This is a genomic window from Streptomyces sp. NPDC047014 (genome assembly GCF_040644195.1).
GTDB lineage: Bacteria > Actinomycetota > Actinomycetes > Streptomycetales > Streptomycetaceae > Streptomyces.
Map to the genome: position 1 here is coordinate 1 of NZ_JBEYVX010000098.1, position 22,024 is coordinate 22,024.

Below are 22,024 nucleotides of genomic sequence, written 5' to 3' on the forward strand. Positions count from 1 at the left end.
GGGTGGTTGGTTCTTGGGTGGCCGCAGGCCATCGCGCAGCGACGCGACGTAGGAGCGCCCTTGAGGGACCGGCCCGCCACGGAGAGACGATAGGACTGACGGGAAACCCCCGAACGTCACCGTGATGCCGCCCCCGTGCATCCCGCCCACCCCCGACCCCGCCCCGCCCACCCACCCCCACCCCCACGTCACAGCTGCGCTCCAACCCCCACCACCCCCCGCACCCCCACCCACCCGGCTCGTAGAATCGGCGGGTGGATACGACCCTGGAAGACCCCCTCGTCGGGCGCGTGCTCGACGGCCGCTACCGCATCGACGCCCGCATCGCGGCCGGCGGGATGGCGACGGTCTACCGGGCCGTCGACACCCGGCTCGACCGGGTGCTCGCCCTCAAGGTGATGCACCCCGCCCTCGCCGCCGACGCCGCCTTCGTGGACCGGTTCATCCGGGAGGCGAAGTCCGTGGCGCGCCTCGCGCACCCCAATGTCGTCGCCGTCTTCGACCAGGGCACCGACGGGCCGTACGTCTACCTCGCCATGGAGTACGTCTCCGGCTGCACCCTCCGCGACGTGCTGCGCGAGCGCGGTGCGCTCCAGCCGCGCGCGGCCCTCGACATCCTCGAACCGGTGCTCGCCGCCCTCGGCGCCGCCCACCGGGCCGGTTTTGTGCACCGGGACATGAAGCCCGAGAACGTGCTCATCGGGGACGACGGCCGGGTGAAGGTCGCGGACTTCGGGCTGGTCCGGTCCGTGGACTCGGTCACCCACACCACCGGCTCGGTCCTCGGCACGGTTTCCTACCTGGCCCCCGAGCAGATCGAGAACGGCATCGCGGACACCCGCGTCGACGTCTACGCCTGCGGTGTCGTCCTGTACGAGATGCTCACCGGCTCCAAGCCGCACCTCGGCGGCACCCCCGCGCAGGTGCTCTACCTGCACCTGAACGAGGACGTCCCGCCCCCGTCGGCTGCCGTCCCCGGGCTGTCCGCCGGGCTCGACGAGCTCGTCGCGCACGCCACCGCCCGCAATCCCGAGCTGCGCCCCACCGACGCCGCCGCCCTGCTCGGCCTCACGCTGGAGGCCCGCGCCCTGCTCAGCGACGGGGACCTGGACGCCGTACCGCCGCAGGCGCACGCCGAGGAGCGGTCGGCGGCCGAGGACCGTACGAGTGTGATCCCGCGCCCGGTGGCCGCCGAGCAACCCGTGAACCTCACCTCGCGCTTCGAGACCCTGCCCCCGCCGCCCGGTCCGGCCGGGCCGCCCGCCGGGGCCCACCGCTCGGAGGCCCCCGCCGGGGGCCGGCCGCGGCGCGGTGTGCTGCTGGCTGTCGTCGGCGTACTGCTGGCGCTCGGGCTCGGTACGGGCGTCTGGTACATCAACTCCGGCCAGTTCACGCGGGTCCCCAACATGCTCGGCAAGACCGAGGAGCAGGCCCGCGCCCAGCTCTCGGAGGCGGGCCTCGGGGTGAAGGGGGTCGAGCGGAAGTTCAGCGACGCCTTCGACCGCGGGACGGTCATGGACACCGATCCCCCGGGCGGCCGGAAGATCCGCGGCAACGGCGCGGTGACGATCACGCTGTCGCGCGGCCCCGAGGTCGTGGCGGTGCCCAATCTCAAGGGCCGCCCGCTGGAGGAGGCCAAGGCCGAGCTGACCCGCGTCGGGCTGGCGCCCGGGGCGGTCACGCAGGCGTTCAGCCAGGACGTCGCCCAGGGCTCGGTGGTCGGCACCAATCCGCCGGGCGGCGAGAAGCGGGCCCCCGACACGGCGGTGTCGATCGTCGTCAGCAAGGGCCGTCCGGTGCCGGTGCCGGGGGTGACGGGGCTCTCCGTCGACCAGGCGACGTCCACCCTCCAGGCCCTGGGTCTCAAGGTGCAGACGGCCCCCGAGCAGGTCAACTCCCCCTCCCCGGCGGGTACGGTCGCGAACCAGTCGATCGGCGCCGGCACCCAGGCGGCGACCGGTGACACCGTCACGCTGACCGTGTCCAAGGGCCCGCGCCAGCTGCCGGTCCCGAATGTGACCGGCCAGGACGTGGACGCGGCCCGCAAGGCCCTGGAGGCGGCGGGCTTCAAGGTGAAGGTCGACCGGCCGCTGATCTCGTTCAGCAACACGGTGGAGAGCCAGTCGGTGCTGGGCGGCCTGAACGCCCCCGAGGGCAGCACGATCACGATCCGGACCAAGGGGCTGTAGGCACGGTGGTACGCAATCCGGTGGGCGGGCACGTCCCCGTCGCGGGCGGGCTCGCTTCGGTGGGGCTGACGTACGCCCGGGAGATGGGCGCCGAGGCGGTGCAGGTCTTCGTCGCCAATCCGCGCGGCTGGGCCACCCCGGCCGGCAGCCCGGCGCAGGACGAGCGCTTCCGCGAGGAGTGCGCGGCGGAGTCCGTCCCGGCGTACGTGCACGCGCCCTACCTGATCAACTTCGGCTCGCACACCGAGGCCACCGTGGAGAAGTCGGTGGAGTCCCTACGGCACTCGCTGCGCCGGGCCCGGCAGATCGGCGCGCTCGGCGTGGTCGTGCACACCGGGTCGGCCACCGGCGGCCGCCCGCGGGAGCTGGCGTACGCGCAGGTCAGGCAGCATATGCTGCCGCTGCTGGACGAGCTGACGCACGAGGACGACCCCTTCCTGCTGCTGGAGTCGACGGCCGGGCAGGGCTCCTCGCTGTGCTCGCGCACCTGGGACTTCGGCCCGTACTTCGAGGCCCTGGACCACCACCCCAAGCTGGGGATCTGCCTGGACACCTGCCATGTCTTCGCGGCGGGGCACGATCTGGCAGAGCCGGGCGGCACGAAGGTGACGCTGGACCTGCTGGTGGACACGGTGGGCGAGGGCCGGCTGAAACTGATCCACGCGAACGACTCCAAGGAGGGCGTGGGCGCGCACAAGGACCGCCACGCGAACATCGGCCAGGGCCATATCGGCCCGGACGCCTTCGAGGAGCTGTTCTCGCACCCGGCGACGGACGGCGTCCCGCTGATCATCGAGACGCCCGGCGGCAAGGAGGGGCACGCGGCGGACGTGGCGCTGCTCAAGGAGCTGCGCGGTACGCCCTGATCCCCGATCCTTGAGGGATGCACGCAGGGACGTCCGGAGGCACGCACGAGGCCCACGCGCACGGCGGCGGGAAGGCGAGCTGGGGCATGGCCGCCCGCGCCACCCTGCACTGCCTGACCGGGTGCGCCATCGGTGAGGTGCTGGGCATGGTGATCGGCACCGCCCTGGGCTGGGGCAATGTCGGGACGATGATCCTGGCGATCGTCCTGGCCTTCTTCTTCGGCTACGCGCTCACCCTGCGCGGGATCCTCGCCGCGGGCGTGGCCTTCCGTACGGCCGTCCGGGTGGCGCTGGCCGCGGACACCCTTTCGATCGCGGTGATGGAGCTGATCGACAACGGGGTGATCGCGCTGTGGCCGGGCGCCATGGACGCCCATCTGTCGGACCCGGTGTTCTGGGTGGTCCTGGCGATCGCGCTGGCGGCCGCCTTCGTGATCACGACGCCGGTCAACAAGTGGATGATCGGCCGCGGCAAGGGGCACGCGGTGGTCCACCAGTACCACCACTGAGCCAGTAACGCGACTGAGCCAGTACCACCACTGAGCGGAACGGGGGCGGGGAGCTACAGCTCCGGGCCGTCCCCCGGCTCCTCCTGGTAGGAGTAGCGCTGTTCGCGCCAGGGGTCGCCGATGTTGTGGTAGCCGCGCTCCTCCCAGAAGCCCCGGCGGTCGGCGGTCATGTACTCCACGCCGCGGACCCACTTGGGGCCCTTCCAGGCGTACAGGTGCGGGACCACCAGCCGGACGGGGAAGCCGTGTTCGGCGGTGAGGAGCTCGCCGCCCTCGTGGGTGGCGAAGACGGTCCGGTCGGAGGCGAAATCGGCCAGCCGGAGGTTGGAGCTGAATCCGTACTCGGCCCACACCATCACGTGCGTGACCTGCGGCGCGGGCGGCGCGAGCTCCAGTATCCGGCGGGCGAGCACCCCGCCCCATTCGGCGCCCTGCATGCTGAACTTCGTGACGCAGTGCAGATCGGCCGTCACGGAGTCGAAGGGCAGGCCCGTGAACTCCTCGTGGTTCCAGCAGTGCTTGTCGCCGTCGGCGGTCGCGCCGAAGACGCGGAATTCCCAGCGGTCCGGCTTGAACTTGGGTACGGGGCCGTAGTGGGTGACCGGCCAGCCCCTCTGGAGCCGCTGTCCCGGTGGAAGCTCCAGCTGCTCTGCTCCCGGAGATTCCCGGCTTTCCGGCTGACCCATGACTCCATGGTGACAGACTGGGCAGGGTGGTCATGACCAGGCAGGAACCGATTCCGGGCAAGTCGCGGTAACTCCCACTAAGGAGGCACTTACTGGACGGCCTTCTGCGGCGGTGCAAGGATGCGCGCAACTGCCCCGTCACATAGCTGACATTGCCTGGAAGGAGCCTCTGCGATGCAGGGCGACCCCGAGGTCCTTGAGTTTCTGAACGAGCAGCTGACCGGCGAGCTGACGGCCATCAACCAGTACTGGCTGCACTACCGCATCCAGGACAACAAGGGCTGGACCAAGCTCGCCAAGTACACGCGTGAAGAGTCCATCGACGAGATGAAGCACGCGGACAAGATCACCGAGCGCATCCTGATGCTCGACGGTCTGCCGAACTACCAGCGCCTGTTCCACGTGCGCGTCGGACAGACGATCACGGAGATGTTCCAGGCGGACCGCCAGGTGGAGGTCGAGGCCATCGACCGCCTCAAGCGGGGCATCGAGGTCATGCGCGGCAAGGGCGACATCACCTCGGCCCGGCTCTTCGAGGACATCCTGGAGGACGAGGAGCACCACATCGACTACCTGGACACCCAGCTGGAGCTGATCGGGTCCCTGGGCGAGGCGCTGTACATCGCGCAGCTGATCGAGCAGCCCAGCTAGCGAGAGCGACCCGGCCGACCTGAACGGCCCCGAAGCCCTGAGGCCCTGAGGCCGCGAGACCCGGCCGGCGTACGGACGGACCGTCCTAGGCCGCTTCGGCCAGCTCGGGCGAGGTCTCCTGCCCGGCGGCGAGCACGGACACCGCGTCGCCCTTCTCCAGCAGCTCCCGGCGGGGGCACGCGCCGCGGCCGAGGATGCCCTGGATGGTGCGGACGCAGGAGCCGCAGTCGGTTCCGGCCTTGGTGACGGAGGCGATCTGGCGGGGCGTGCAGGCCCCGGCCGCCGCGTGGTCCTTGACCTGCTTGTCGGTGATCCCGAAGCAAGAGCAGACGTACACGCGGTTCACCTCCTGAAACGTTTCTGGTGCGGCCGGCCCCTCCGTCATTCGGTGAGGCTTACCTAACCGTACCCAAAGTTAGGGTGGCCTAAAAGCCCCGGATACGACAGTGGGGCGCGGATCACATGGATCCGCGCCCCACCGTCGTAGGAACCTACTGGTCGCGGTACATCTCGGCGACCAGGAACGCCAGGTCCAGGGACTGGCTGCGGTTGAGCCGCGGGTCGCAGGCCGTCTCGTAGCGCTGGTGCAGGTCGTCGACGAAGATCTCGTCGCCGCCGCCCACGCACTCGGTGACGTCGTCACCGGTGAGCTCGACGTGGATGCCGCCCGGGTGGGTGCCGAGGGCCTTGTGCACCTCGAAGAAGCCCTTGACCTCGTCGAGCACGTCGTCGAAACGGCGCGTCTTGTGGCCGGAGGCCGCCTCGAAGGTGTTGCCGTGCATCGGGTCGGTGACCCAGCCGACGATCGCGCCGGAGGCGGTGACCTTCTCGACCAGCTCGGGCAGCTTCTCGCGGACCTTGCCGGCGCCCATGCGGACGACGAAGGTCAGCCGGCCCGGCTGGCGCTCGGGGTCGAGGCGGTCGATGTACGTCAGCGCCTCGTCCACCGTGGTGGTGGGGCCGAGCTTGATGCCGATCGGGTTGGCGATCTGCGAGCAGAACTCGATGTGCGCGTGGTCCAGCTGGCGGGTGCGCTCACCGATCCACACCATGTGGCCGGAGGTGTCGTACAGCTTGCCGGTCCGCGAGTCGGTGCGGGTCAGCGCGCCCTCGTAGTCGAGCAGCAGCGCCTCGTGGGAGGCGTAGAACTCGACCGCCTTGAACTCGGCCGGGTCGGTGCCGCACGCCTTCATGAAGTTCAGCGCGTTGTCGATCTCGCGGGCCAGCTGCTCGTAGCGCTGGCCGGAGGGGGAGGACTTCACGAAGTCCTGGTTCCAGGCGTGCACCTGGCGCAGGTCCGCGTAACCACCGGTGGTGAAGGCGCGTACCAGGTTCAGCGTGGACGCCGAGGCGTTGTACATGCGCTTGAGGCGCTCCGGGTCCGGGACCCGGGCCTCCTCGGTGAAGGCGAAGCCGTTGACGGAGTCGCCCCGGTAGGTGGGCAGGGTGACGCCGTCGCGGGTCTCGGTGTCCTTGGAGCGCGGCTTGGAGTACTGGCCCGCGATCCGGCCGACCTTGACGACGGGCACGGAGGCGGCGTAGGTCAGGACGGCGCTCATCTGGAGCAGCGTCTTGAGCTTGGCGCGGATGTGTTCGGCGGACACCCCGTCGAATGCCTCGGCGCAGTCGCCGCCCTGCAGCAGGAACGCCTCGCCCTTGGCGACGGCTCCCAGACGGGCGCGCAGCTGGTCGCACTCACCCGCGAAGACGAGCGGAGGATACGACTCGAGGTCCGCGACGACAGCGCGCAGAGCCTCGGCATCGGGGTACGAAGGCTGCTGCGCCGCGGGAAGGTCTCGCCAGGTCGCCTTGGCGGCGAGGGCGTGGTTTTCAGCGTTCACGGTCACCTCGTACACATTACGGCGTCATTCGGGGCGTCCGGCCCGCCGCCCAACAGGTGAGACGGATTTCTCGCAGGCGCGGACCGGGCCGCGGACTGGGCTATCGTGCTCGCCATGTACGCGCTCCTGAACCAGAACTGGTGGTGGCCCGCTCCCGGCGGCCCACTGCTCGCGCGTACCTGAGACACGCACGACGCGAAGGCCGCCCCGAGGGGCGGCCTTCCGCGTTTCCCGACCACGCCGTCGGCCCGCGCGAGCCGCTCCTCCCACCCGGAAGGACGCTCCCGCCATGGAACCCAGCCCGCAGGACCCCCAGCATCCGCAGGACCTCCAGGACCTCCAGGACCCCCAGGCCCCCCGGCACCCGCTGAGCCGGCTGCTCGACGAGGGCTGCCCGCCGTTCGCCCTGCTGCGCCGGCGCACGCCCGGCCGCGACCACGACACCGTGGAGCTGCTGCTCGGCCCGGTCCACGAGGCCGAGCGCCTCGCGGACCTGCCCGTGGGCCCGCTGCCCACCCTCGCCCTGGTCCCCTTCCGGCAGATCCGCGAGCGCGGCTTCGAGGTGCGCGACGACGGCACGCCGCTGAGCGCGCTGACCGCCGAGGAGGTGTACGAGATCCCGCTCGCGGAGGCCCTGGACCGGCTGCCCGCGCACGCGGTCCGAGTCGAGGACGGCGGCTTCGACGTCTGCGACGCGGCGTACGCGGAGACGGTGGAGCGGGTGATCCGGGAGGAGATCGGCCGGGGCGAGGGGGCGAACTTCGTCATCCGGCGGACCTTCGAGGGCCGCGTCGAGGGCTTCGGCCCGGCCGACGCGCTGGCGCTGTTCCGCCGGCTGCTGGCGGGCGAGCGGGGCGCGTACTGGACGTACGTCGTGCACACCGGGGAGCGCACGCTGGTCGGCGCCAGCCCCGAGGTCCATGTGCGGATGTCCGGGGGCACGGTGGTGATGAACCCGATCAGCGGCACGTACCGGCATCCCGCCGGCGGTCCGACGGCCGAGTCCCTGCTCGCCTTCCTCGGGGACCGCAAGGAGACCGAGGAGCTGTCGATGGTGGTCGACGAGGAGCTGAAGATGATGTGCACGGTCGGGGACCGGGGCGGGGTCGTCGTCGGTCCACGGCTCAAGGAGATGTCCCACCTCACCCACACGGAGTACGAGCTGCGGGGGCGCTCCTCGCTGGACGTGCGGGAGGTGCTGCGGGAGACGATGTTCGCGGCGACGGTGACGGGCTCGCCCGTGCAGAACGCCTGCCGGGTGATCGGCCGGTACGAGAGCGGGGGCCGCGGCTACTACGCGGGCGCGCTGGCCCTGCTGGGCCTGGACGCCGCCGGGGCGCAGACCCTCGACTCCCCCATCCTGATCCGCACCGCCGACATCGCCGCGGACGGCGCGCTGCGGGTGGCGGTCGGCGCCACCCTGGTCCGGCATTCCGATCCGGCGGGCGAGGTGGCGGAGACGCACGCGAAGGCGGCCGGGGTGCTGGCGGCGCTCGGGGTGCGGCCGGCCGCGCCCCGGCCGGAGCCGCGGGGGCCGCGGCTGGCGGACGACCCGCGGGTGCGGGCGGCGCTGGCCGCGCGGCGGGCGGACCTGGCGCCCTTCTGGCTGCGGATGCAGGAGCGGCCGCCGGTGGCGACGGGGCACGCGCTGGTGGTGGACGGCGAGGACACCTTCACGGCGATGCTGGCGCACGTCCTGCGGGTGGCCGGGCTGGAGGTGACCGTACGCCGCTACGACGATCCGGGGCTGCGCGGCGCGGCCCTGGCCTGGGCGGGCCCGGTGGTGCTGGGGCCGGGGCCGGGGAATCCGGCGGACGCGGCCGATCCGAAGATGCGGACGCTGCGCGCGCTGGCGGCGGAGCTGCTGGCCGGGCACCGGCATGGGCTGCTCGGGGTCTGCCTCGGGCATGAGCTGCTGGCGGCGGAGCTGGGGCTGCCGCTGGTGCGCAAGGCGGAGCCGGCGCAGGGCGCGCAGACGCGGATCGGGCTGTTCGGGGCGGAGGAGGTGGTGGGCTTCTACAACACGTACACGGCGTACTGCGACGGGCCGCTGGCCGCCGGTCTGGCCGCGCGCGGGGTCGAGGTGGCCCGGGACGGCACCACGGGCGAGGTGCACGCCCTGCGGTCGGCCGCCGGGGGCTTCGCGGGCGTGCAGTTCCACCCGGAGTCGGTGCTGACCCTGCGCGGCCCGGAGCTGCTGCGGGAGCTCCTGGCGGCGGTGACGGCCCCGGCCCCCTCGGGGGCGCCCCGCTAGCCCGTGCGCCGGACCCGGCCGTCGCGGCGGCCGGGGGCCGGGCGGAGGTGGCGCAGGAGCTGCCAGGTCAGGACCGGGCCCAGGGCGGCCGTCGCGTACAGGAACACCGTGAGGTGGCCCGCGGCCAGGGCCAGCGCCACCGGGATGCCGAGGGCGTGGTCGGCGAGGGCCAGCCAGGGGTCCGTCCGCTCCCCCGGCGCGGCCCGGAGCGCGGGCCGCAGGGCCCGCAGGGCGTACGCGAGCTGGACGGCGGCCAGGGCGACCATGAGCCAGCGCACCGGCGTAGGAATGTCCACGGGCCGAACCTAGCCGCCGGCCCGCCCGCCCCGGACGGCGGGCCGGTGAAGCGCGGGTGAACTCGCGGGGCCGGGTCCGGCGCGGTCCGCGGGGCCGGGGGTCAGCCGAAGAAGACGCCGATCTCCTGGTAGAGGGCCGGGTCCACCGTCTTGAGCCTGGAGGTCGCGTCCGTGATCGGGACCCGGACGATGTCGGTGCCCTTGAGGGCGACCATCTTCCCGAAGTCCCCTTCGTGGACGGCGTCGATGGCGTGCAGCCCGAAGCGGGTGGCCAGCCAGCGGTCGAAGGCGCTGGGGGTGCCGCCGCGCTGGATGTGTCCGAGCACGGTGGTGCGGGCCTCGTTGCCGGTGCGGGCCTCGATCTCCTTGGCCAGCCATTCGCCGACGCCCGAGAGCCGGACGTGCCCGAAGGAGTCCGTGGTGCCGTCCTTGAGCACGGCCTCCCCGTCCTTGGGCATCGCGCCCTCCGCGACGACGACGATCGGCGCGTGGCTGGCCTTGAAGCGGGAGTCCACCCAGGCGCACACCTGGTCCACGTCGAAGCGCTGCTCGGGGATGAGGATGACGTTGGCCCCGCCGGCGAGCCCCGAGTGCAGGGCGATCCAGCCGGCGTGCCGGCCCATGACCTCGACGACGAGGACCCGCATATGCGATTCGGCGGTGGTGTGCAGCCGGTCGATGGCCTCGGTGGCGATGCCGACGGCGGTGTCGAAGCCGAAGGTGTAGTCGGTGGCCGAGAGGTCGTTGTCGATGGTCTTGGGCACGCCGACGCAGGGGACCCCGTACTCCTCGTGGAGGCGGGCGGCGACGCCGAGGGTGTCCTCGCCGCCGATGGTGATGAGCGCGTCGACCTCGTACTTGGCCAGGTTCTCCTTGACCCGGCGGACGCCGTCCCCGGTCGAGAAGGGGTTGGTGCGCGAGGAGCCGAGGATGGTGCCGCCGCGGGGCAGGATGCCGCGGACGGCGGGGATGCCGAGGGGGACGGTCCGCCCCTCGACCGCTCCCCGCCAGCCGTCCTTGAAGCCGACGAACCGGCAGCCGTACTCCTGGTGGCCCTTGCGGACGACGGCCCTGATGACCGCGTTGAGACCGGGGCAGTCGCCGCCGCCGGTCAGCACTCCGACCTTCATGGATTCTCCCTTCGCCATGACTGCCACGCTAATGGTGACGCAGATCACAGCAAGGGTTCCGGTGGGCTGTTCAGGTGCAATCGCGCGGCGGGCCCGCCGTCACGCCTCGTCCAGGCCCGCCTCTATGGCGTACCGGACCAGCTCCACCCGGTTGTGCAGCTGGAGCTTGCCCAGGGTGTTCTGGACGTGGTTCTGCACGGTGCGGTGGGAGATGACGAGCCGTTCCGCGATCTGCTTGTACGAGAGCCCCTTCGCGACCAGGCGCAGCACCTCGGTCTCCCGGTCGGTCAGCTGGGGCGCCTTGGGCTCGTCGGGAGCGGCGGGCGCCGGGTCGGTGGCCAGGCGCCGGTACTCGCCGAGCACCAGTCCGGCGAGGCCGGGGGTGAAGACCGCGTCGCCGGCGGCGGTGCGGCGGACGGCGTCGATCAGCTCCTGGGCTCCGGCCGACTTGAGCAGGTAGCCGGTCGCGCCGGACTTCACGGCCTCCAGCACGTCGGCGTGCTCGCCGCTCGCGGAGAGGACCAGGACGCGCAACGTCGGCTGCGCGCCGACGAGTTCCTTGCAGACCTGGACTCCGGGCATGCCGGGCAGGTTGAGGTCGAGGACGAGCACGTCGGGGGTGACGGCGCGGGCCCGGCGGACCGCCTCGGGGCCGTCGCCGGCGGTGGCCACCACGTCGAATCCGGCGGCGGCCAGGTCGCGGGCGACCGCGTCCCGCCACATCGGGTGGTCGTCGACGACCATCACCCGGATATCGTGCGGCTGCTGCTCCGGCCGCTCCTGCTGCTGCGGGTCGTTCACGTCGGTGTGCTCGCTCATCTCTTGTCCGTCCTGGCCCGGGGCACCTTCAGTTCCACTTCGGTGCCCTGCCCGGGTACGGACACCAGATCGGCGCTGCCGCCGAGATCGCGCAGCCTGCCGCGGATGGACAGGGCCACTCCCATCCGGCCCTCGCCCTCCGCCTGGTCGAGCCGTCCGGCGGGGATGCCGGGCCCGTCGTCCCGTACGGTCACGATCACCTCGTCGCCCCAGTCCTCGACCAGGATCCAGGCGCTGGCCCCTTCCCCGGCGTGCTTGCGGACGTTGTCCAGGGCCGCGCCGACGGCCGCGGCCAGTTCGCGCGCGGCTGCCGCGGGGAGCGGGACCGGGGTGCCCGGCTCGGCGAAGCTGACGCGGGATCCGGCGTGCGGGGCGAGGAGTCCGCGCAGGTCCGTCTCGCCCTCGTCGCCGCCGGGTTCGTCGTCCTCGTACGTGTCGACGAGCGCGCCGCGGGATTCGTCGCTGGAGACGCGGGAGGGGCGCACCAGCCCGCTGGAGACCAGGGTGCGCAGGGCGACCTCCTGCTCCCCGGCCATGCGGCCCAGTTCCTCGGCCTCGCCGCCGAGTTCGGCGCCGCGCCGCTGGACCATGGCCAGGACCTGGAGGACCCCGTCGTGGATGTCGCGGGCCAGGCGCTCGCGTTCGCGGGTGGCGGCCTCGATCTCCAGGGCGCGGGCGAGGGTGTTCTCACTGGCCCGCGCGACCTCGACGACGTAGCCGATGGCCACCGAGGCGACCCAGACGAGCAGGACGTTGTGGAGGGTGTCGCGGGTGGGCTGGCCGCTGTGGATGAGGATGTTGGCGGCGGCGACGATGGTGGAGGCGAAGCAGGCCCAGCGCCAGCCGCCCTTGATGGCGAAGGCGAGGACCGCGCCGGCCGTCCAGATGCTGGGGAGGGTGGGCCCGCCCGCGGTGATCCGCTCATGGGTGTCGGCGACCGGGGTGAGCAGGATGCCGGCGATCGCGACGGTGAGGTCGGCGACGAGGAAGCCCTTGGTGCAGCTCGCGGCGTTGGCGACCTTCCGGGAGGTCGCGAGGGTCCAGACGAGGAGGAAGGCGAGGTAGCCGGCCGCGACGCCGGGGTGCGGGAACTCCTTGTAGGCGGCGCCGAACAGGAGCAGGGCGTAGACCATCGTCAGCAGCCGGTAGCCCGTCAGGGCGCGCCACAGCGGCTGCTCGACCGACATCCGTACGACGCGTACGCGCTTCGCCATCTCCCCCACCCCCGCGGGCGGTACCGCCGCGGGCCCTACGCGGGCCCGTCGGCCTTGTCGCCGCTCTTCTCGCCCTTGTCGGCCTTGTGGTCGGCCTTGTGTTCGGCCTTCTCCGCCTTCGCGGCCTTCTCGGCGTCGGCGATCTGGCGCTTGGCCGCCGTCGCGTAGATGTCCACGTACTCCTGGCCGGAGAGCTTCATGATCTCGTACATGACCTCGTCGGTCACCGAGCGCAGGATGAAGCGGTCGCCGTCCATGCCGTGGTAGCGGCTGAAATCCAGGGGCTTGCCGATCCGGATGCCGGGGCGCATGAGCTTGGGGACGACCTTGCCGGGCGGCTGGATCTTCTCCGTGTCGATCATCGCGACGGGGATCACGGGCGCCCCGGTGGCCAGGGCCACGCGGGCCAGACCGCCGGGCTTGCCGCGGTAGAGGCGGCCGTCGGGCGAGCGGGTGCCCTCGGGGTAGATACCGAACAGCTCCCCGCGCTCGATGACGTCGATGCCGCTCTTGATGGCGGCCTCACCGGCTCCGCGGGCGCCGGAGCGGTCCACCGGGAGCTGGCCGACACCCTTGAAGAAGGCGGCGGTCAGCTTGCCCTTGACCCCGGGGGAGGTGAAGTACTCGGCCTTCGCGATGAAGGTGACCTTCCGGTCCAGTACGGCCGGGAGGAAGAAGGAGTCGGAGAAGGACAGGTGGTTGCTCGCGAGGATCGCCGGCCCCTCCGCGGGAATGTTTTCGAGGCCCTCCACCCACGGCCTGAACGCGAGCTTCAGCGAACCGCCGATGGAGAACTTCATTGCGCCGTAGATCAACTCGAAAGCCTTCCTGTGTCTGTCGAACAGACCTTATCCTCTGCCCCCGCCGCCAGGGGCCCGACGACCCTGGCCGGTGCCACCCCGGTCGCGTACGGTGAAGTCACACAGCGCGACGCACCCACCCGACGTACATCATGACCAAGGAGACCCTGGTGCCCCTCCTCCCCGGAGCCGAGCCCTTCCGCCACGAGGGCGGAGAGGTCGGCGTCCTCCTGTGCCACGGCTTCACCGGTTCCCCGCAGTCCCTGCGCCCCTGGGCCGAGTACCTCGCCGGGCGGGGTCTGACGGTGTCGCTGCCGCTGCTGCCCGGGCACGGGACGCGCTGGCAGGACATGCAGCTCACCGGCTGGGAGGACTGGTACGCCGAGGTGGACCGCGCCCTGCGGGAACTGCTCGACCGGTGCGAGCGGGTGTTCGTCTTCGGGCTGTCCATGGGCGGCGCGCTGACCCTGCGGCTGGCGGCCAGGCACGGGGACGCGATCAGCGGCATCGTGCTGGTCAACCCGGCCAACAAGGTGCACGACCCGCTGGCCTTCGCCCTGCCCGTGGCCAAGCACTTCGTCCGCTCCACCCCGGGCATCGCCAGCGACATCGCGCTGCCGGGCTCGGAGGAGGTCGGCTACGACCGGGTCCCGACGCGGGCCGCGCACTCGCTGCGGACCTTCCTGCGGCTGGTGGACGCCGAGCTCCCGCAGGTCACGCAGCCGCTGCTGCTCCTGCACAGCCCGCAGGACCATGTCGTCCCGCCGGCGGACTCGGCGCGGGTGCTGGCCCGGGTGTCCTCCACGGACGTCACCGAGACCCTGCTGGAACAGAGCTACCACGTCGCGACGTTGGACCATGACGCGGAGCGGATCTTCGCGGACAGTTATGCGTTCGTCGGCCGACTGGCGGAGAGCGTGGGCAGGGAGGGGGCGGCGGCCGGTGGCTGAGCACGAGGAGCAGTCGGGCGGTATCCCGCCGCTGGACGAGGAGGCGGCGTGGGCCGCGATCGTCGCGGGCTACGGGCAGGAGCCGCCGGACCCGCCGGGCACCAGACCGTTCCGGCCCATCGAGAACCTGCTGCTGCCGGAGGAGGACGTCAAGCCGCTGCCTCCGGAGCGGGAGGCCGGGCCCGGTGACGCCGCCGAGAAGGACCCCGCCAAGGACTCCGCCGAGGACGGCCCGGCGGGGCCGCCGCCCGCGCTGGGCAGCTCGGTGGTCTTCGCCCCCGGTGTGGGCATGGCCGGGCCGCGGGACCATTCGCTGGCCGAGCCGGCGGAAGACGATCCGGCCATCGCCGAGGAGGGACACTTCGTCCAGCCCGAGCCGGAGCTCCCGCCCGCGGACACGACGGCGAAGTTCGCCTGGCTCGCCGTGGTCGGCGGGCCGGTGCTGCTGCTGCTCGCGGTGCTGCTCCAGTGGGAGATGACCTGGTGGCTGACGACCCTGGGCATCGGCGGCTTCCTGGGCGGCTTCGCCACCCTCGTCGCGCGGATGTCCCAGGACGACGAGGACGACGACGACCCGGGCCGCGGCGCGGTCGTCTAGCGGGCCCGACCGGTACGACCGACACGACCGGTACGACCGTACGCACCCCCTCCCCGCCCGGTCAGCCCGTGGCGGGGAGCCGCAGCGCCGCCAGGACCGGCAGATGGTCCGTGGCCGCCAGCAGATCGCTCCGCCGCACCCCCGGCAGGCCCGACGGCACCCCGCAGCCCAGCACCTCCACCCCCGGCGTCGCGAAGACCGCGTCGATCCGGCGGGCGGGCTCCGCCACCGGGAAGGTGGGCCCGCCGCCCCACGGGGCCACCGCCGCGCAGTCCTGGAGGGCGCCCGCCAGCCGTGCGAAGGCCGGGCCCTCCGGCCCCTCGTTGACATCGCCTCCGGCGATCCCGTACGGGACGTCCAGCGCGGCCAGCCGCTCCAGTACCAGCCCCGCCTGCGCCGCGCGCTCCGTCCGGTCCAGGGACAGATGCGTGCTGACCAGGCCCGCGCGGACGCCGCCGATGCGGACCACGGCCGTGGCCAGGCCCCGGCGGTGCAGGCCGGGCGTGGGCGGCAGCAGGATGTCCTCGGTGCGCTCGGCGGAGATCCGTAGCGAGCACAGCAGCAGGGGGCCGGTGGCCGTCGCTCCCCCGCCGAGCACCACCAGGTCGCACTTGCGGGCCAGCCGGGCCGCGTGCTTGCGCCAGCGGAAGAACCGGGGCGCCTCCTGGACGAGGACCACATCGGGCGCGCACGCCCGGATGACCCGGACCAGCGCCTCCTCGTCGTCGCGCAGCGAGCGGATGTTGTAGCTGAGCACCCGGATCACGGCAGAACCGTCGGGCTCCGTACGGGACTTCGGCAGCTGGTCCATGCCCGCACGATATGCGGCCGCCCGCCGCTCCCCCAGGGGGCGCGGCGGGCGGGCGGTGGACGTCGGGGTCAGCCCTGGCGGGCCAGGTCGGCCGCGCCGACGAGTCCGGCCTTGCCGCCGAGCTGCGCGGCGAGCACCTGCGCGTGCGGGCGCCAGGCGCCGCCGACCAGCCAGCGCTTGAAGGACTTGCGGATCGGGTCGAGGACGAGGTCGCCCTCGTCGGAGACGCCGCCGCCGACGATGAACGCCGACGGGTCGAAGAGCGACGCCAGGTCCGCGAGGCCCGCTCCGGCCCAGCGCGCCAGCTCGCGGAAGGCGTCGACGGCCACCAGGTCGCCGGCCCGCGCGGCCTCGCTGATGTGCTTGCCCTCGATGCCGTCGGGGGTGCCGTCGCCGAGGGCGAGCAGGGTGGTCGCGTTCTCGGGGGTGGCGTTGGCGCGCTGCTTGGCGTAGCGGACGAGCGCGCGCCCGGAGGCGTACTGCTCCCAGCAGCCCTGGCTGCCGCAGCCGCAGAGCAGGCCGTCCGGGACCACCCGGATGTGCCCGAACTCGGCGGCGACGCCGAAGCGTCCGCGGCGCAGCTTGTTGCCGATGATGATGCCGCCGCCCAGGCCGGTGCCGAGCGTGATGCAGATGACGTCGTCGTGGCCCTGGCCGGCGCCGAAGCGGTACTCGCCCCAGGCCGCGCAGTTCGCGTCGTTCTCGACGACGACGGGCAGGCCGATGCGCTGCTCGACCTTGTCCTTGAGCGGTTCGTGGCGCCAGTTGATGTTCGGCGCGAAGAGCACGGTGGCCCGCTTGTCGTCCACGTATCCGGCGGCGCCGATCCCGACGGCCTCGATGCTGTGGTTGCTGCTGACCTCGGAGACGGCGGAGCAGATCGCCTCCGTCACGCCGTCCGCCGTCGGCGGGGTGGGCACCTTGTACGTCTCAAGGATGGTGCCCTCTTCGTCGACCACGCCGGCCGCGATCTTCGTGCCGCCGATGTCGACGCCGATGGTGAGTCCCATTAGTCCCTCGGTTTCCGGTCAAACCCCGCCACGGCCCACCGTACCCGAGGGTGCCGGAGGTTCAGTCGAGATCGATCCGCTCCGCCGGGCCGTCTTCGGGGCCGTCCCGGCGCGGGTCCCGCTCCTCGGGTGCCTGCCGGGGGCTTCCGGTCGCGCCGCGCGTCCAGCGGGTCTCGTGGCCCTCGACGGCGGAGCGGTAGGCGGCGAGCAGTTCGGATCCGGCGGCCGCGAGGTGGTCGAAGACCTCCGGGTTGCGCTCGACGACGGGCCGGGCGGCCGTCCTGGCCTGGTCGACGATCTGCCGTACGGCGCCCTGCGCGGCGGCTCCGAACAGCGGGTTGTTCAGTCCGGAGACCTTCTCCGCGACGGCGTCGAAGAGCTTGAACAGCTCCTCGGCGGCGCTCCCGGTGGCCCCGGGGCCGGGCCGGTCCTGTCCGCGCAGGCGCTCCTTCTCGGCGGCCAGGTCCTCGGCGCACGCCCTGGCCCAGGCGTCGTCGTCGGTGGGGCGGTCGGTGGCCTCGCTCATGGCGGACTCTCCTGCGGCGGCTGCTGGCGGGCGTACGGTCTCGTACGGTCTCCCTTCCGACGTTACCCGAACGGGGGTATCCCGTTCAGGGCGTACGGGGCCACAGGCCCGGGTCCGGCGTGAAGCGGATGCGGAGCTCCCCGTCGGCGAGGGCGGCGCCGGAGACGGTGCAGCGGCGCAGCGCGGAGGGAAGGGGAACGATCCTGCGGTGCGGTCCGGCGGTGAGCAGCAGCTCGTCCCCGCGGCGTACGAGGTCCAGGTCGCTCTTGGCCGCGCCGGGCAGCGGGACCACCCAGACGAGGAAGCCGTCCTCGGCGCGCCGGTCCTCGACGGTCCAGTCCGGGCGGGGTGCGGGCGGCCCGGGGACGAGCCCGTCGGCGGCGAGCCGGTCGAGGTCGTCCGTGCCGCGGGGGTCCTGGCCGAGGTGGGCGAGGGGGACGACGGGCAGGCCGTCGGCCCATTCGGCGGCGTACTTCTCCTGCTGGGCGGCGAGCCCGGCGAGCCACGGGTCGGCGGAGTCCCGGGGCACCATCCGGTTGGCGATGACGGCGCGGGCGTCGAGCCGCTGGAGGGCGAGGCCGAGCCGGCCCAGCCGCAGGGCGTCGGCGGCGCCCGGTCCGGGCTCGGCGACCAGCCGGACCTCGGTGGTGCCGGCCTCGACGACGGCCTGGACGGCGGCCAGCTCCTCGTCCCAGCGCGCGGCGGCCTCGTAGAGCCACTGCGCGGGCATGGGCACCCCGGCGAGCTGGGCCAGTACGGGGCGCAGGGCGCGGGCCGCCTGCCGTTCCGCGGGGAGCAGCCGGGCGAGGTAGCGGCGCAGCTGCGCGGGGAGCGCGAGGGTGGCGACGGCCTGGTGCAGCGGGGGCAGGTCGACGACGACGAGGTCGGTCGCGGGCGCGGCGGCGGCCCTGCGCAGGGCGCGCAGCAGGGCGAACTGCTCGGCGCCGGGCAGTTCGGTCAGCTCCTCGGCGGCGAGGGGCCGGGATCCGACCAGGGAGAGCAGGGCGGAGCCGCGCTCCTGGAGGGCGACGAGCTCCTCGCGGAACTCCTGGCCGGAATCCACCCGGGCGACGCGCAGTCCGGGCGGGAGGGGCGTGCCGAGCAGTCCGGTGAGCGGGTCGCCGGGGTCGCCGGAGAGCAGGAGCACCCGCCGGCCCCGGCGGGCGGCGGCCAGCGCGGTGGCCGCGGCCACGGTGGTCCGCCCGGCTCCGCCGGGGCCGGTGATCAGCAGGGTGTGCATGGGGGCGGGTCGCTCAGACGGACTCGACGCGCTTCTTCAGGCCCGCCAGCGCGCGGTCGATGATGACCTTCTCGGCCTTGCGCTTGATCATGCCGAGCATGGGGATCTTGACGTCGACGGTCAGCTGGTAGGTGACCTCGGTGCGCGTGCCGCCGTCCACCGGGGCGAGCCGGTAGGAGCCGTCGAGCTGGCGCAGCATCTGGGACTTGTCCAGGGTCCAGCTGACCTCGTCGCCGCCCTTCCAGGTGTAGGCGAGGGTGTGGTCGTCCTTGATCGCGCCCGCGTCCAGCAGCAGCCGGACCTTCTCGGCCCGGCCCGCGGCGTCGGTGGCCAGGACCTCGGCCTCCTTCACCTCGCCGGTCCACTCGGGGTAGCGGGCGAAGTCGGCGATCACGGCCATCACGTCGCCGGGTGCGGCGTCGATCGTGATGCTTGAGCTGGTGTGTTCCGCCATCGCGGTCGCTCCTCCGGAGTGTGTTCGAGGATGTGTACGGCCTCCGGCCGCCGCGTGAAGGCTACCGCGCGTGCGGACGCCGCCACTCCAGTGGCTCCCCGGCCCGGGTGCGCGGGGCGCGGAACCGGCCGGTTCTCACCACTCCAGGATCCAGGGGCGGCCGGTGGCGGCGAAGTGGCCGACGTTCACGCATTCCGTGCCGCCGACGCGCATGCGCCGGGCCAGCGGCTGGTGCACGTGGCCGAAGAGGGCGTAGCGGGGGCGGGTGCGGCGGATGGCGGCGAGCAGGGCCTCGCTGCCGCGTTCGAACCGGCGTGCGACGGTGTCGTAGCAGAGCTCGGGCACCTCCGGCGGGATGTGCGAGCAGAGCACGTCGACCTCGCCCAGGGCCTCGACCTTGGCGGCGTACTCCTCCTCGTCCACCTCGTACGGGGTGCGCATCGGGGAGGGCAGGCCGCCGCCGACGAAGCCGAAGACGCGGCCGGCGATCTCCACGCGCTGCCCGTCGAGCACGGTGACGCCGGCGCGGGCGGCGTACTCGGGCCACAGGGCGGGCATGTCGACGTTGCCGTAGGTGGCGAAGGTGGGGGTGGGGAAGGCGGCGAACAGCTCGGCGTACTGGCGGCGCACCGCGTCCTCGATCATCCGGTCGCGGTCGAGCCCGGCCCACAGCGAGCGGCCGAGGGCGCGGGCCTCGGCGAAGCGGCGCTCGGTGCGCAGGGCGACGATCCGGTGGGCGTTCTCGACGCCGAACAGGTCGGGGAAGATGCCGCGCGAGTGGTCGGCGTAGTCGAGGAAGAGGACGAGGTCCCCGAGGCAGATGAGCGCGTCGGCGCCCTCGCCGGCCCGGGCGAGCGCTTCGGCGTTGCCGTGCACATCGCTCACCACATGCACCCGGGTGCGGCTCGATCCGCTCGTGCCGCCGCCGTTCCCGCCCCGCTCGCTGACCGCCATGCGCCCCACCCTAGGGGGCCCGGCGGGGGTCGCACAGGGGCTCCGGGAAAGGGGGGCCTACCTGCGGTTACTTCCGCGTCGCCGAGGGGGTCGACTACTGTCGGGGCCTTGGGGCCGGGCCATGCGCGTGCAGAATGTGACGCACGGAACATCTGGCCGGTTCCCTCTATCGGGAACCCACTACCGGTGGGTAACGTCCGGTCGGTCCACATGGTGGCGATGGCGCCCAGAGGAGCAGCAGTCTTGCGCGAGTTCAGCCTTCCGGCCCTGTACGAGGTCCCGTCGGACGGGAACCTGACGGATCTCATCCGCCGCAACGCCGCCCAGCACCCAGACATCGCCGTCATGAGCCGCAAGGCCGGCGGCAGCTGGCAGGACGTGACGGCGACGGAGTTCCTCGCCGAGGTCCGGGCCGCCGCCAAGGGCCTCATCGCGGCCGGGGTCCGCCCCGGCGACCGGGTCGCCCTGATCTCCCGCACCCGCTACGAGTGGGTCCTCATCGACTTCGCGATCTGGAGCGCGGGCGGCGTCACCGTCCCCGTGTACGAGACCAGCTCCCCCGAGCAGATCCAGTGGATCCTGGGTGACTCCGGCGCGGTCGCGGCCGTCGTCGAGAGCGCCGGGCACAGCGCCGCCGTGGCCTCGCTGCGCGACCGGCTGCCGGAGCTGCGCGAGGTCTGGGAGATCGAGCAGGGCGCGCTGGAGAGCCTCAAGGCCGCGGGCGCGGGCATCACCGACGCCGAGGTCGACGAGCGCAGCGGCCTCGCCAACGCCGACGACCCCGCCACCATCGTCTACACCTCCGGCACCACCGGCCGCCCCAAGGGCTGCGTGCTGAGCCACCGCAACTTCTTCGCGGAGTGCGGGAACGCGGTGGAGCGGCTGAGCCCGCTGTTCAAGACCGGCGAGTGCTCGGTGCTGCTGTTCCTGCCGGCGGCGCACGTCTTCGGCCGTCTGGTGGAGGTGGCCGCGGTGCTGGCGCCGATCCGCCTGGGCTGCGTACCGGACATCCGCAACCTCACCGACGAGCTGCAGTCCTTCCGGCCCACGCTGATCCTCGGCGTGCCCCGGGTCTTCGAGAAGGTCTACAACTCGGCGCGCGCCAAGGCGCAGGCCGAGGGCAAGGGCAAGATCTTCGACGCGGCGGCGGACACCGCCATCGCCTACAGCCGCGCCCTGGACACCCCGCGCGGGCCGTCCCTCGGGCTGCGGCTCAAGCACAAGCTGTTCTCGAAGCTGGTCTACAGCAAGCTGCACGCGGTCCTCGGCGGGCGCGGCGAGTACGCGATCTCCGGCGGCGCTCCGCTGGGCGAGCGGCTGGGCCACTTCTTCCGCGGCATCGGCTTCACGGTCCTGGAGGGCTACGGCCTGACGGAGTCCTGTGCGGCGACCACCTTCAACCCGTGGGACAAGCAGAAGATCGGTACGGTCGGCCAGCCGATGCCGGGCTCCGTGGTGCGCATCGCGGACGACGGCGAGGTGCTGCTGCACGGCGAGCAGATCTTCACGGGCTACTGGAACAACGAGGCGGCCACCGCCGAGGCGCTGACCGACGGCTGGTTCCACACCGGTGACGTCGGCACCCTCGACGAGGAGGGCTACCTCACGATCACGGGCCGCAAGAAGGAGCTCATCGTCACGGCGGGCGGCAAGAACGTGGCCCCCGCGGTGATCGAGGACCGCATCCGCGCGCACGCGCTGGTCGCGGAGTGCATGGTGGTCGGCGACGCGCGGCCGTTCGTGGCCGCGCTGGTCACCATCGACGAGGAGTTCCTGGGCCGCTGGGCCGCGGAGAACGGCAAGCCGGCCGGTGTCACGGCGGCGGACCTCCGCGAGGACGCGGACCTCGTCGCGGCGGTCCAGCAGGCGATCGACGACGGCAACGCGGCGGTCTCGAAGGCCGAATCGGTCCGCAAGTTCCGCATCCTCCCCTCGCAGTTCACGGAGGAGTCGGGCCACATCACCCCGTCCCTGAAACTGAAGCGGAACGTGGTGGCGAAGGACTACGCGGACGAGATCGAGGCCCTGTATCGGGGCTGAGGGTCCGTCAGAAGGCGGCCGGGCGGGGGCAGATCCAGCCCCGCCGCAGTTCGAGGCGCGGGGCCGTTGCGGGGGCGGAGCCCCCCGTGCGGGTGGTCTCGACCCGCACCAGGCGCGCGTCGACCTTGACGCTCTCGACGACGTGCGGGTCGACGGCGCGCACCTTGGCGCCCATGTCGAGCAGCA

General features: G+C 72.8%; 22 protein-coding genes. 8 read left to right on the forward strand and 14 right to left on the reverse strand.

Annotation, left to right across the window (positions count from 1 at the left end; all coding sequences use genetic code 11):
• Positions 1-254 precede the first annotated feature (254 nt).
• Genes pknB through ABZ873_RS30060 form a run of 3 tightly spaced genes read left to right on the forward strand, consistent with a single transcriptional unit; the run spans position 255 to position 3,564 of the window.
• Positions 255-2,189, forward strand: coding sequence for a Stk1 family PASTA domain-containing Ser/Thr kinase (gene pknB / locus ABZ873_RS30050; RefSeq protein WP_360878570.1), 1,935 nt, complete (start codon positions 255-257; stop codon positions 2,187-2,189).
• A gap of 5 nt (positions 2,190-2,194) precedes the next feature.
• Positions 2,195-3,055, forward strand: coding sequence for a deoxyribonuclease IV (locus ABZ873_RS30055; RefSeq protein WP_360878572.1), 861 nt, complete (start codon positions 2,195-2,197; stop codon positions 3,053-3,055).
• Between the two features lie 17 nt (positions 3,056-3,072).
• Positions 3,073-3,564 (forward strand): DUF4396 domain-containing protein, encoded by a 492-nt coding sequence (locus ABZ873_RS30060; RefSeq protein WP_360878575.1) that lies wholly within the window; start codon positions 3,073-3,075, stop codon positions 3,562-3,564.
• A 53-nt stretch (positions 3,565-3,617) separates the two neighbouring features.
• Here ABZ873_RS30060 and ABZ873_RS30065 read toward each other — a convergent pair whose 3' ends face one another.
• Positions 3,618-4,250 carry a sulfite oxidase-like oxidoreductase gene (locus tag ABZ873_RS30065; protein ID WP_360878578.1) on the reverse strand — a complete coding sequence of 211 codons (633 nt, stop codon included), beginning with the start codon at positions 4,248-4,250 and terminating at the stop codon, positions 3,618-3,620.
• Positions 4,251-4,424: 174 nt separating this feature from the next.
• On the opposite strand from ABZ873_RS30065, the gene bfr reads away from it, so the two are divergent.
• Positions 4,425-4,901: a bacterioferritin gene (gene bfr, locus ABZ873_RS30070; RefSeq protein ID WP_360878580.1), complete on the forward strand. Its 477-nt coding sequence runs from the start codon at positions 4,425-4,427 to the stop codon at positions 4,899-4,901.
• A gap of 85 nt (positions 4,902-4,986) precedes the next feature.
• Here the strand turns inward: bfr and ABZ873_RS30075 are convergent, their stop codons facing one another.
• Both ABZ873_RS30075 and ABZ873_RS30080 read right to left on the reverse strand, forming a co-directional pair.
• Positions 4,987-5,238 (reverse strand): (2Fe-2S)-binding protein, encoded by a 252-nt coding sequence (locus tag ABZ873_RS30075; protein WP_360878618.1) that lies wholly within the window; start codon positions 5,236-5,238, stop codon positions 4,987-4,989.
• A gap of 154 nt (positions 5,239-5,392) precedes the next feature.
• A complete protein-coding gene (locus ABZ873_RS30080) occupies positions 5,393-6,748 on the reverse strand; it encodes a class II 3-deoxy-7-phosphoheptulonate synthase (RefSeq protein ID WP_360878583.1) in 1,356 nt (451 codons plus the stop codon).
• Positions 6,749-7,031: 283 nt separating this feature from the next.
• Between ABZ873_RS30080 and ABZ873_RS30085 the strand changes: the two genes are divergently transcribed.
• Entirely contained in the window at positions 7,032-8,996 is a 1,965-nt protein-coding gene (locus ABZ873_RS30085; protein WP_360878586.1) for an anthranilate synthase family protein, read from the forward strand.
• Here ABZ873_RS30085 and ABZ873_RS30090 read toward each other — a convergent pair.
• The 5 genes from ABZ873_RS30090 to ABZ873_RS30110 form a co-directional block, all read right to left on the reverse strand.
• A complete protein-coding gene (locus ABZ873_RS30090; protein WP_360878589.1) occupies positions 8,993-9,292 on the reverse strand; it encodes a hypothetical protein in 300 nt (99 codons plus the stop codon). The genes ABZ873_RS30085 and ABZ873_RS30090 overlap by 4 nt on opposite strands.
• Positions 9,293-9,393: 101 nt before the next feature.
• Positions 9,394-10,422: a 6-phosphofructokinase gene (locus tag ABZ873_RS30095; RefSeq protein ID WP_360878621.1), complete on the reverse strand. Its 1,029-nt coding sequence runs from the start codon at positions 10,420-10,422 to the stop codon at positions 9,394-9,396.
• 99 nt (positions 10,423-10,521) lie between these two features.
• On the reverse strand, positions 10,522-11,166 hold the full coding sequence (locus ABZ873_RS30100) for a response regulator transcription factor (protein WP_360878624.1): 645 nt from the start codon (positions 11,164-11,166) through the stop codon (positions 10,522-10,524).
• Positions 11,167-11,237: 71 nt separating this feature from the next.
• Positions 11,238-12,455 carry a DUF5931 domain-containing protein gene (locus ABZ873_RS30105; RefSeq protein ID WP_360878592.1) on the reverse strand — a complete coding sequence of 406 codons (1,218 nt, stop codon included), beginning with the start codon at positions 12,453-12,455 and terminating at the stop codon, positions 11,238-11,240.
• Positions 12,456-12,490: 35 nt separating this feature from the next.
• Complete coding sequence (locus tag ABZ873_RS30110) at positions 12,491-13,255, reverse strand: lysophospholipid acyltransferase family protein (protein ID WP_360878627.1); 765 nt, start codon at positions 13,253-13,255, stop codon at positions 12,491-12,493.
• Between the two features lie 170 nt (positions 13,256-13,425).
• On the opposite strand from ABZ873_RS30110, the gene ABZ873_RS30115 reads away from it, so the two are divergent.
• Complete coding sequence (locus ABZ873_RS30115) at positions 13,426-14,205, forward strand: alpha/beta fold hydrolase (RefSeq protein WP_360878630.1); 780 nt, start codon at positions 13,426-13,428, stop codon at positions 14,203-14,205.
• On the forward strand, positions 14,198-14,803 hold the full coding sequence (locus ABZ873_RS30120) for a hypothetical protein (protein WP_360878595.1): 606 nt from the start codon (positions 14,198-14,200) through the stop codon (positions 14,801-14,803). Before ABZ873_RS30115 ends, ABZ873_RS30120 begins: the two co-directional genes overlap by 8 nt.
• Positions 14,804-14,864: 61 nt before the next feature.
• On the opposite strand, the gene ABZ873_RS30125 is transcribed toward ABZ873_RS30120, so the two are convergent.
• From ABZ873_RS30125 to ABZ873_RS30150, 6 genes are all read right to left on the reverse strand, one after another.
• Positions 14,865-15,614 (reverse strand): endonuclease/exonuclease/phosphatase family protein, encoded by a 750-nt coding sequence (locus tag ABZ873_RS30125; RefSeq protein WP_360878598.1) that lies wholly within the window; start codon positions 15,612-15,614, stop codon positions 14,865-14,867.
• A gap of 68 nt (positions 15,615-15,682) precedes the next feature.
• Complete coding sequence (locus ABZ873_RS30130) at positions 15,683-16,624, reverse strand: ROK family glucokinase (RefSeq protein ID WP_360878601.1); 942 nt, start codon at positions 16,622-16,624, stop codon at positions 15,683-15,685.
• Between the two features lie 61 nt (positions 16,625-16,685).
• Entirely contained in the window at positions 16,686-17,150 is a 465-nt protein-coding gene (locus ABZ873_RS30135) for a DUF5304 domain-containing protein (protein ID WP_360878604.1), read from the reverse strand.
• 85 nt (positions 17,151-17,235) lie between these two features.
• Positions 17,236-18,390: an ArsA-related P-loop ATPase gene (locus ABZ873_RS30140; protein ID WP_360878606.1), complete on the reverse strand. Its 1,155-nt coding sequence runs from the start codon at positions 18,388-18,390 to the stop codon at positions 17,236-17,238.
• A 13-nt stretch (positions 18,391-18,403) separates the two neighbouring features.
• A complete protein-coding gene (locus tag ABZ873_RS30145; RefSeq protein WP_360878609.1) occupies positions 18,404-18,844 on the reverse strand; it encodes an SRPBCC family protein in 441 nt (146 codons plus the stop codon).
• A gap of 135 nt (positions 18,845-18,979) precedes the next feature.
• On the reverse strand, positions 18,980-19,798 hold the full coding sequence (locus ABZ873_RS30150; RefSeq protein WP_360878612.1) for a metallophosphoesterase: 819 nt from the start codon (positions 19,796-19,798) through the stop codon (positions 18,980-18,982).
• Positions 19,799-20,041: 243 nt separating this feature from the next.
• On the opposite strand from ABZ873_RS30150, the gene ABZ873_RS30155 reads away from it, so the two are divergent.
• Positions 20,042-21,838 carry an AMP-dependent synthetase/ligase gene (locus ABZ873_RS30155; protein WP_360878615.1) on the forward strand — a complete coding sequence of 599 codons (1,797 nt, stop codon included), beginning with the start codon at positions 20,042-20,044 and terminating at the stop codon, positions 21,836-21,838.
• Positions 21,839-22,024: the final 186 nt, after the last annotated feature.

Bases quoted from the DNA above. Each gene is read 5' to 3' on its own strand.
- ABZ873_RS30060 (WP_360878575.1), top strand. From the start codon at position 3,073: ATGCACGCAGGGACGTCCGGAGGCACGCACGAGGCCCACGCGCACGGC.
- ABZ873_RS30065 (WP_360878578.1), bottom strand. From the start codon at position 4,250: ATGGGTCAGCCGGAAAGCCGGGAATCTCCGGGAGCAGAGCAGCTGGAG.
- bfr (WP_360878580.1), top strand. From the start codon at position 4,425: ATGCAGGGCGACCCCGAGGTCCTTGAGTTTCTGAACGAGCAGCTGACC.
- ABZ873_RS30085 (WP_360878586.1), top strand. From the start codon at position 7,032: ATGGAACCCAGCCCGCAGGACCCCCAGCATCCGCAGGACCTCCAGGAC.
- ABZ873_RS30095 (WP_360878621.1), bottom strand. From the start codon at position 10,422: ATGAAGGTCGGAGTGCTGACCGGCGGCGGCGACTGCCCCGGTCTCAAC.
- ABZ873_RS30100 (WP_360878624.1), bottom strand. From the start codon at position 11,166: ATGGTCGTCGACGACCACCCGATGTGGCGGGACGCGGTCGCCCGCGAC.
- ABZ873_RS30105 (WP_360878592.1), bottom strand. From the start codon at position 12,455: ATGGCGAAGCGCGTACGCGTCGTACGGATGTCGGTCGAGCAGCCGCTG.
- ABZ873_RS30110 (WP_360878627.1), bottom strand. From the start codon at position 13,255: ATGAAGTTCTCCATCGGCGGTTCGCTGAAGCTCGCGTTCAGGCCGTGG.
- ABZ873_RS30125 (WP_360878598.1), bottom strand. From the start codon at position 15,614: ATGGACCAGCTGCCGAAGTCCCGTACGGAGCCCGACGGTTCTGCCGTG.
- ABZ873_RS30130 (WP_360878601.1), bottom strand. From the start codon at position 16,624: ATGGGACTCACCATCGGCGTCGACATCGGCGGCACGAAGATCGCGGCC.
- ABZ873_RS30135 (WP_360878604.1), bottom strand. From the start codon at position 17,150: ATGAGCGAGGCCACCGACCGCCCCACCGACGACGACGCCTGGGCCAGG.
- ABZ873_RS30140 (WP_360878606.1), bottom strand. From the start codon at position 18,390: ATGCACACCCTGCTGATCACCGGCCCCGGCGGAGCCGGGCGGACCACC.
- ABZ873_RS30145 (WP_360878609.1), bottom strand. From the start codon at position 18,844: ATGGCGGAACACACCAGCTCAAGCATCACGATCGACGCCGCACCCGGC.
- ABZ873_RS30150 (WP_360878612.1), bottom strand. From the start codon at position 19,798: ATGGCGGTCAGCGAGCGGGGCGGGAACGGCGGCGGCACGAGCGGATCG.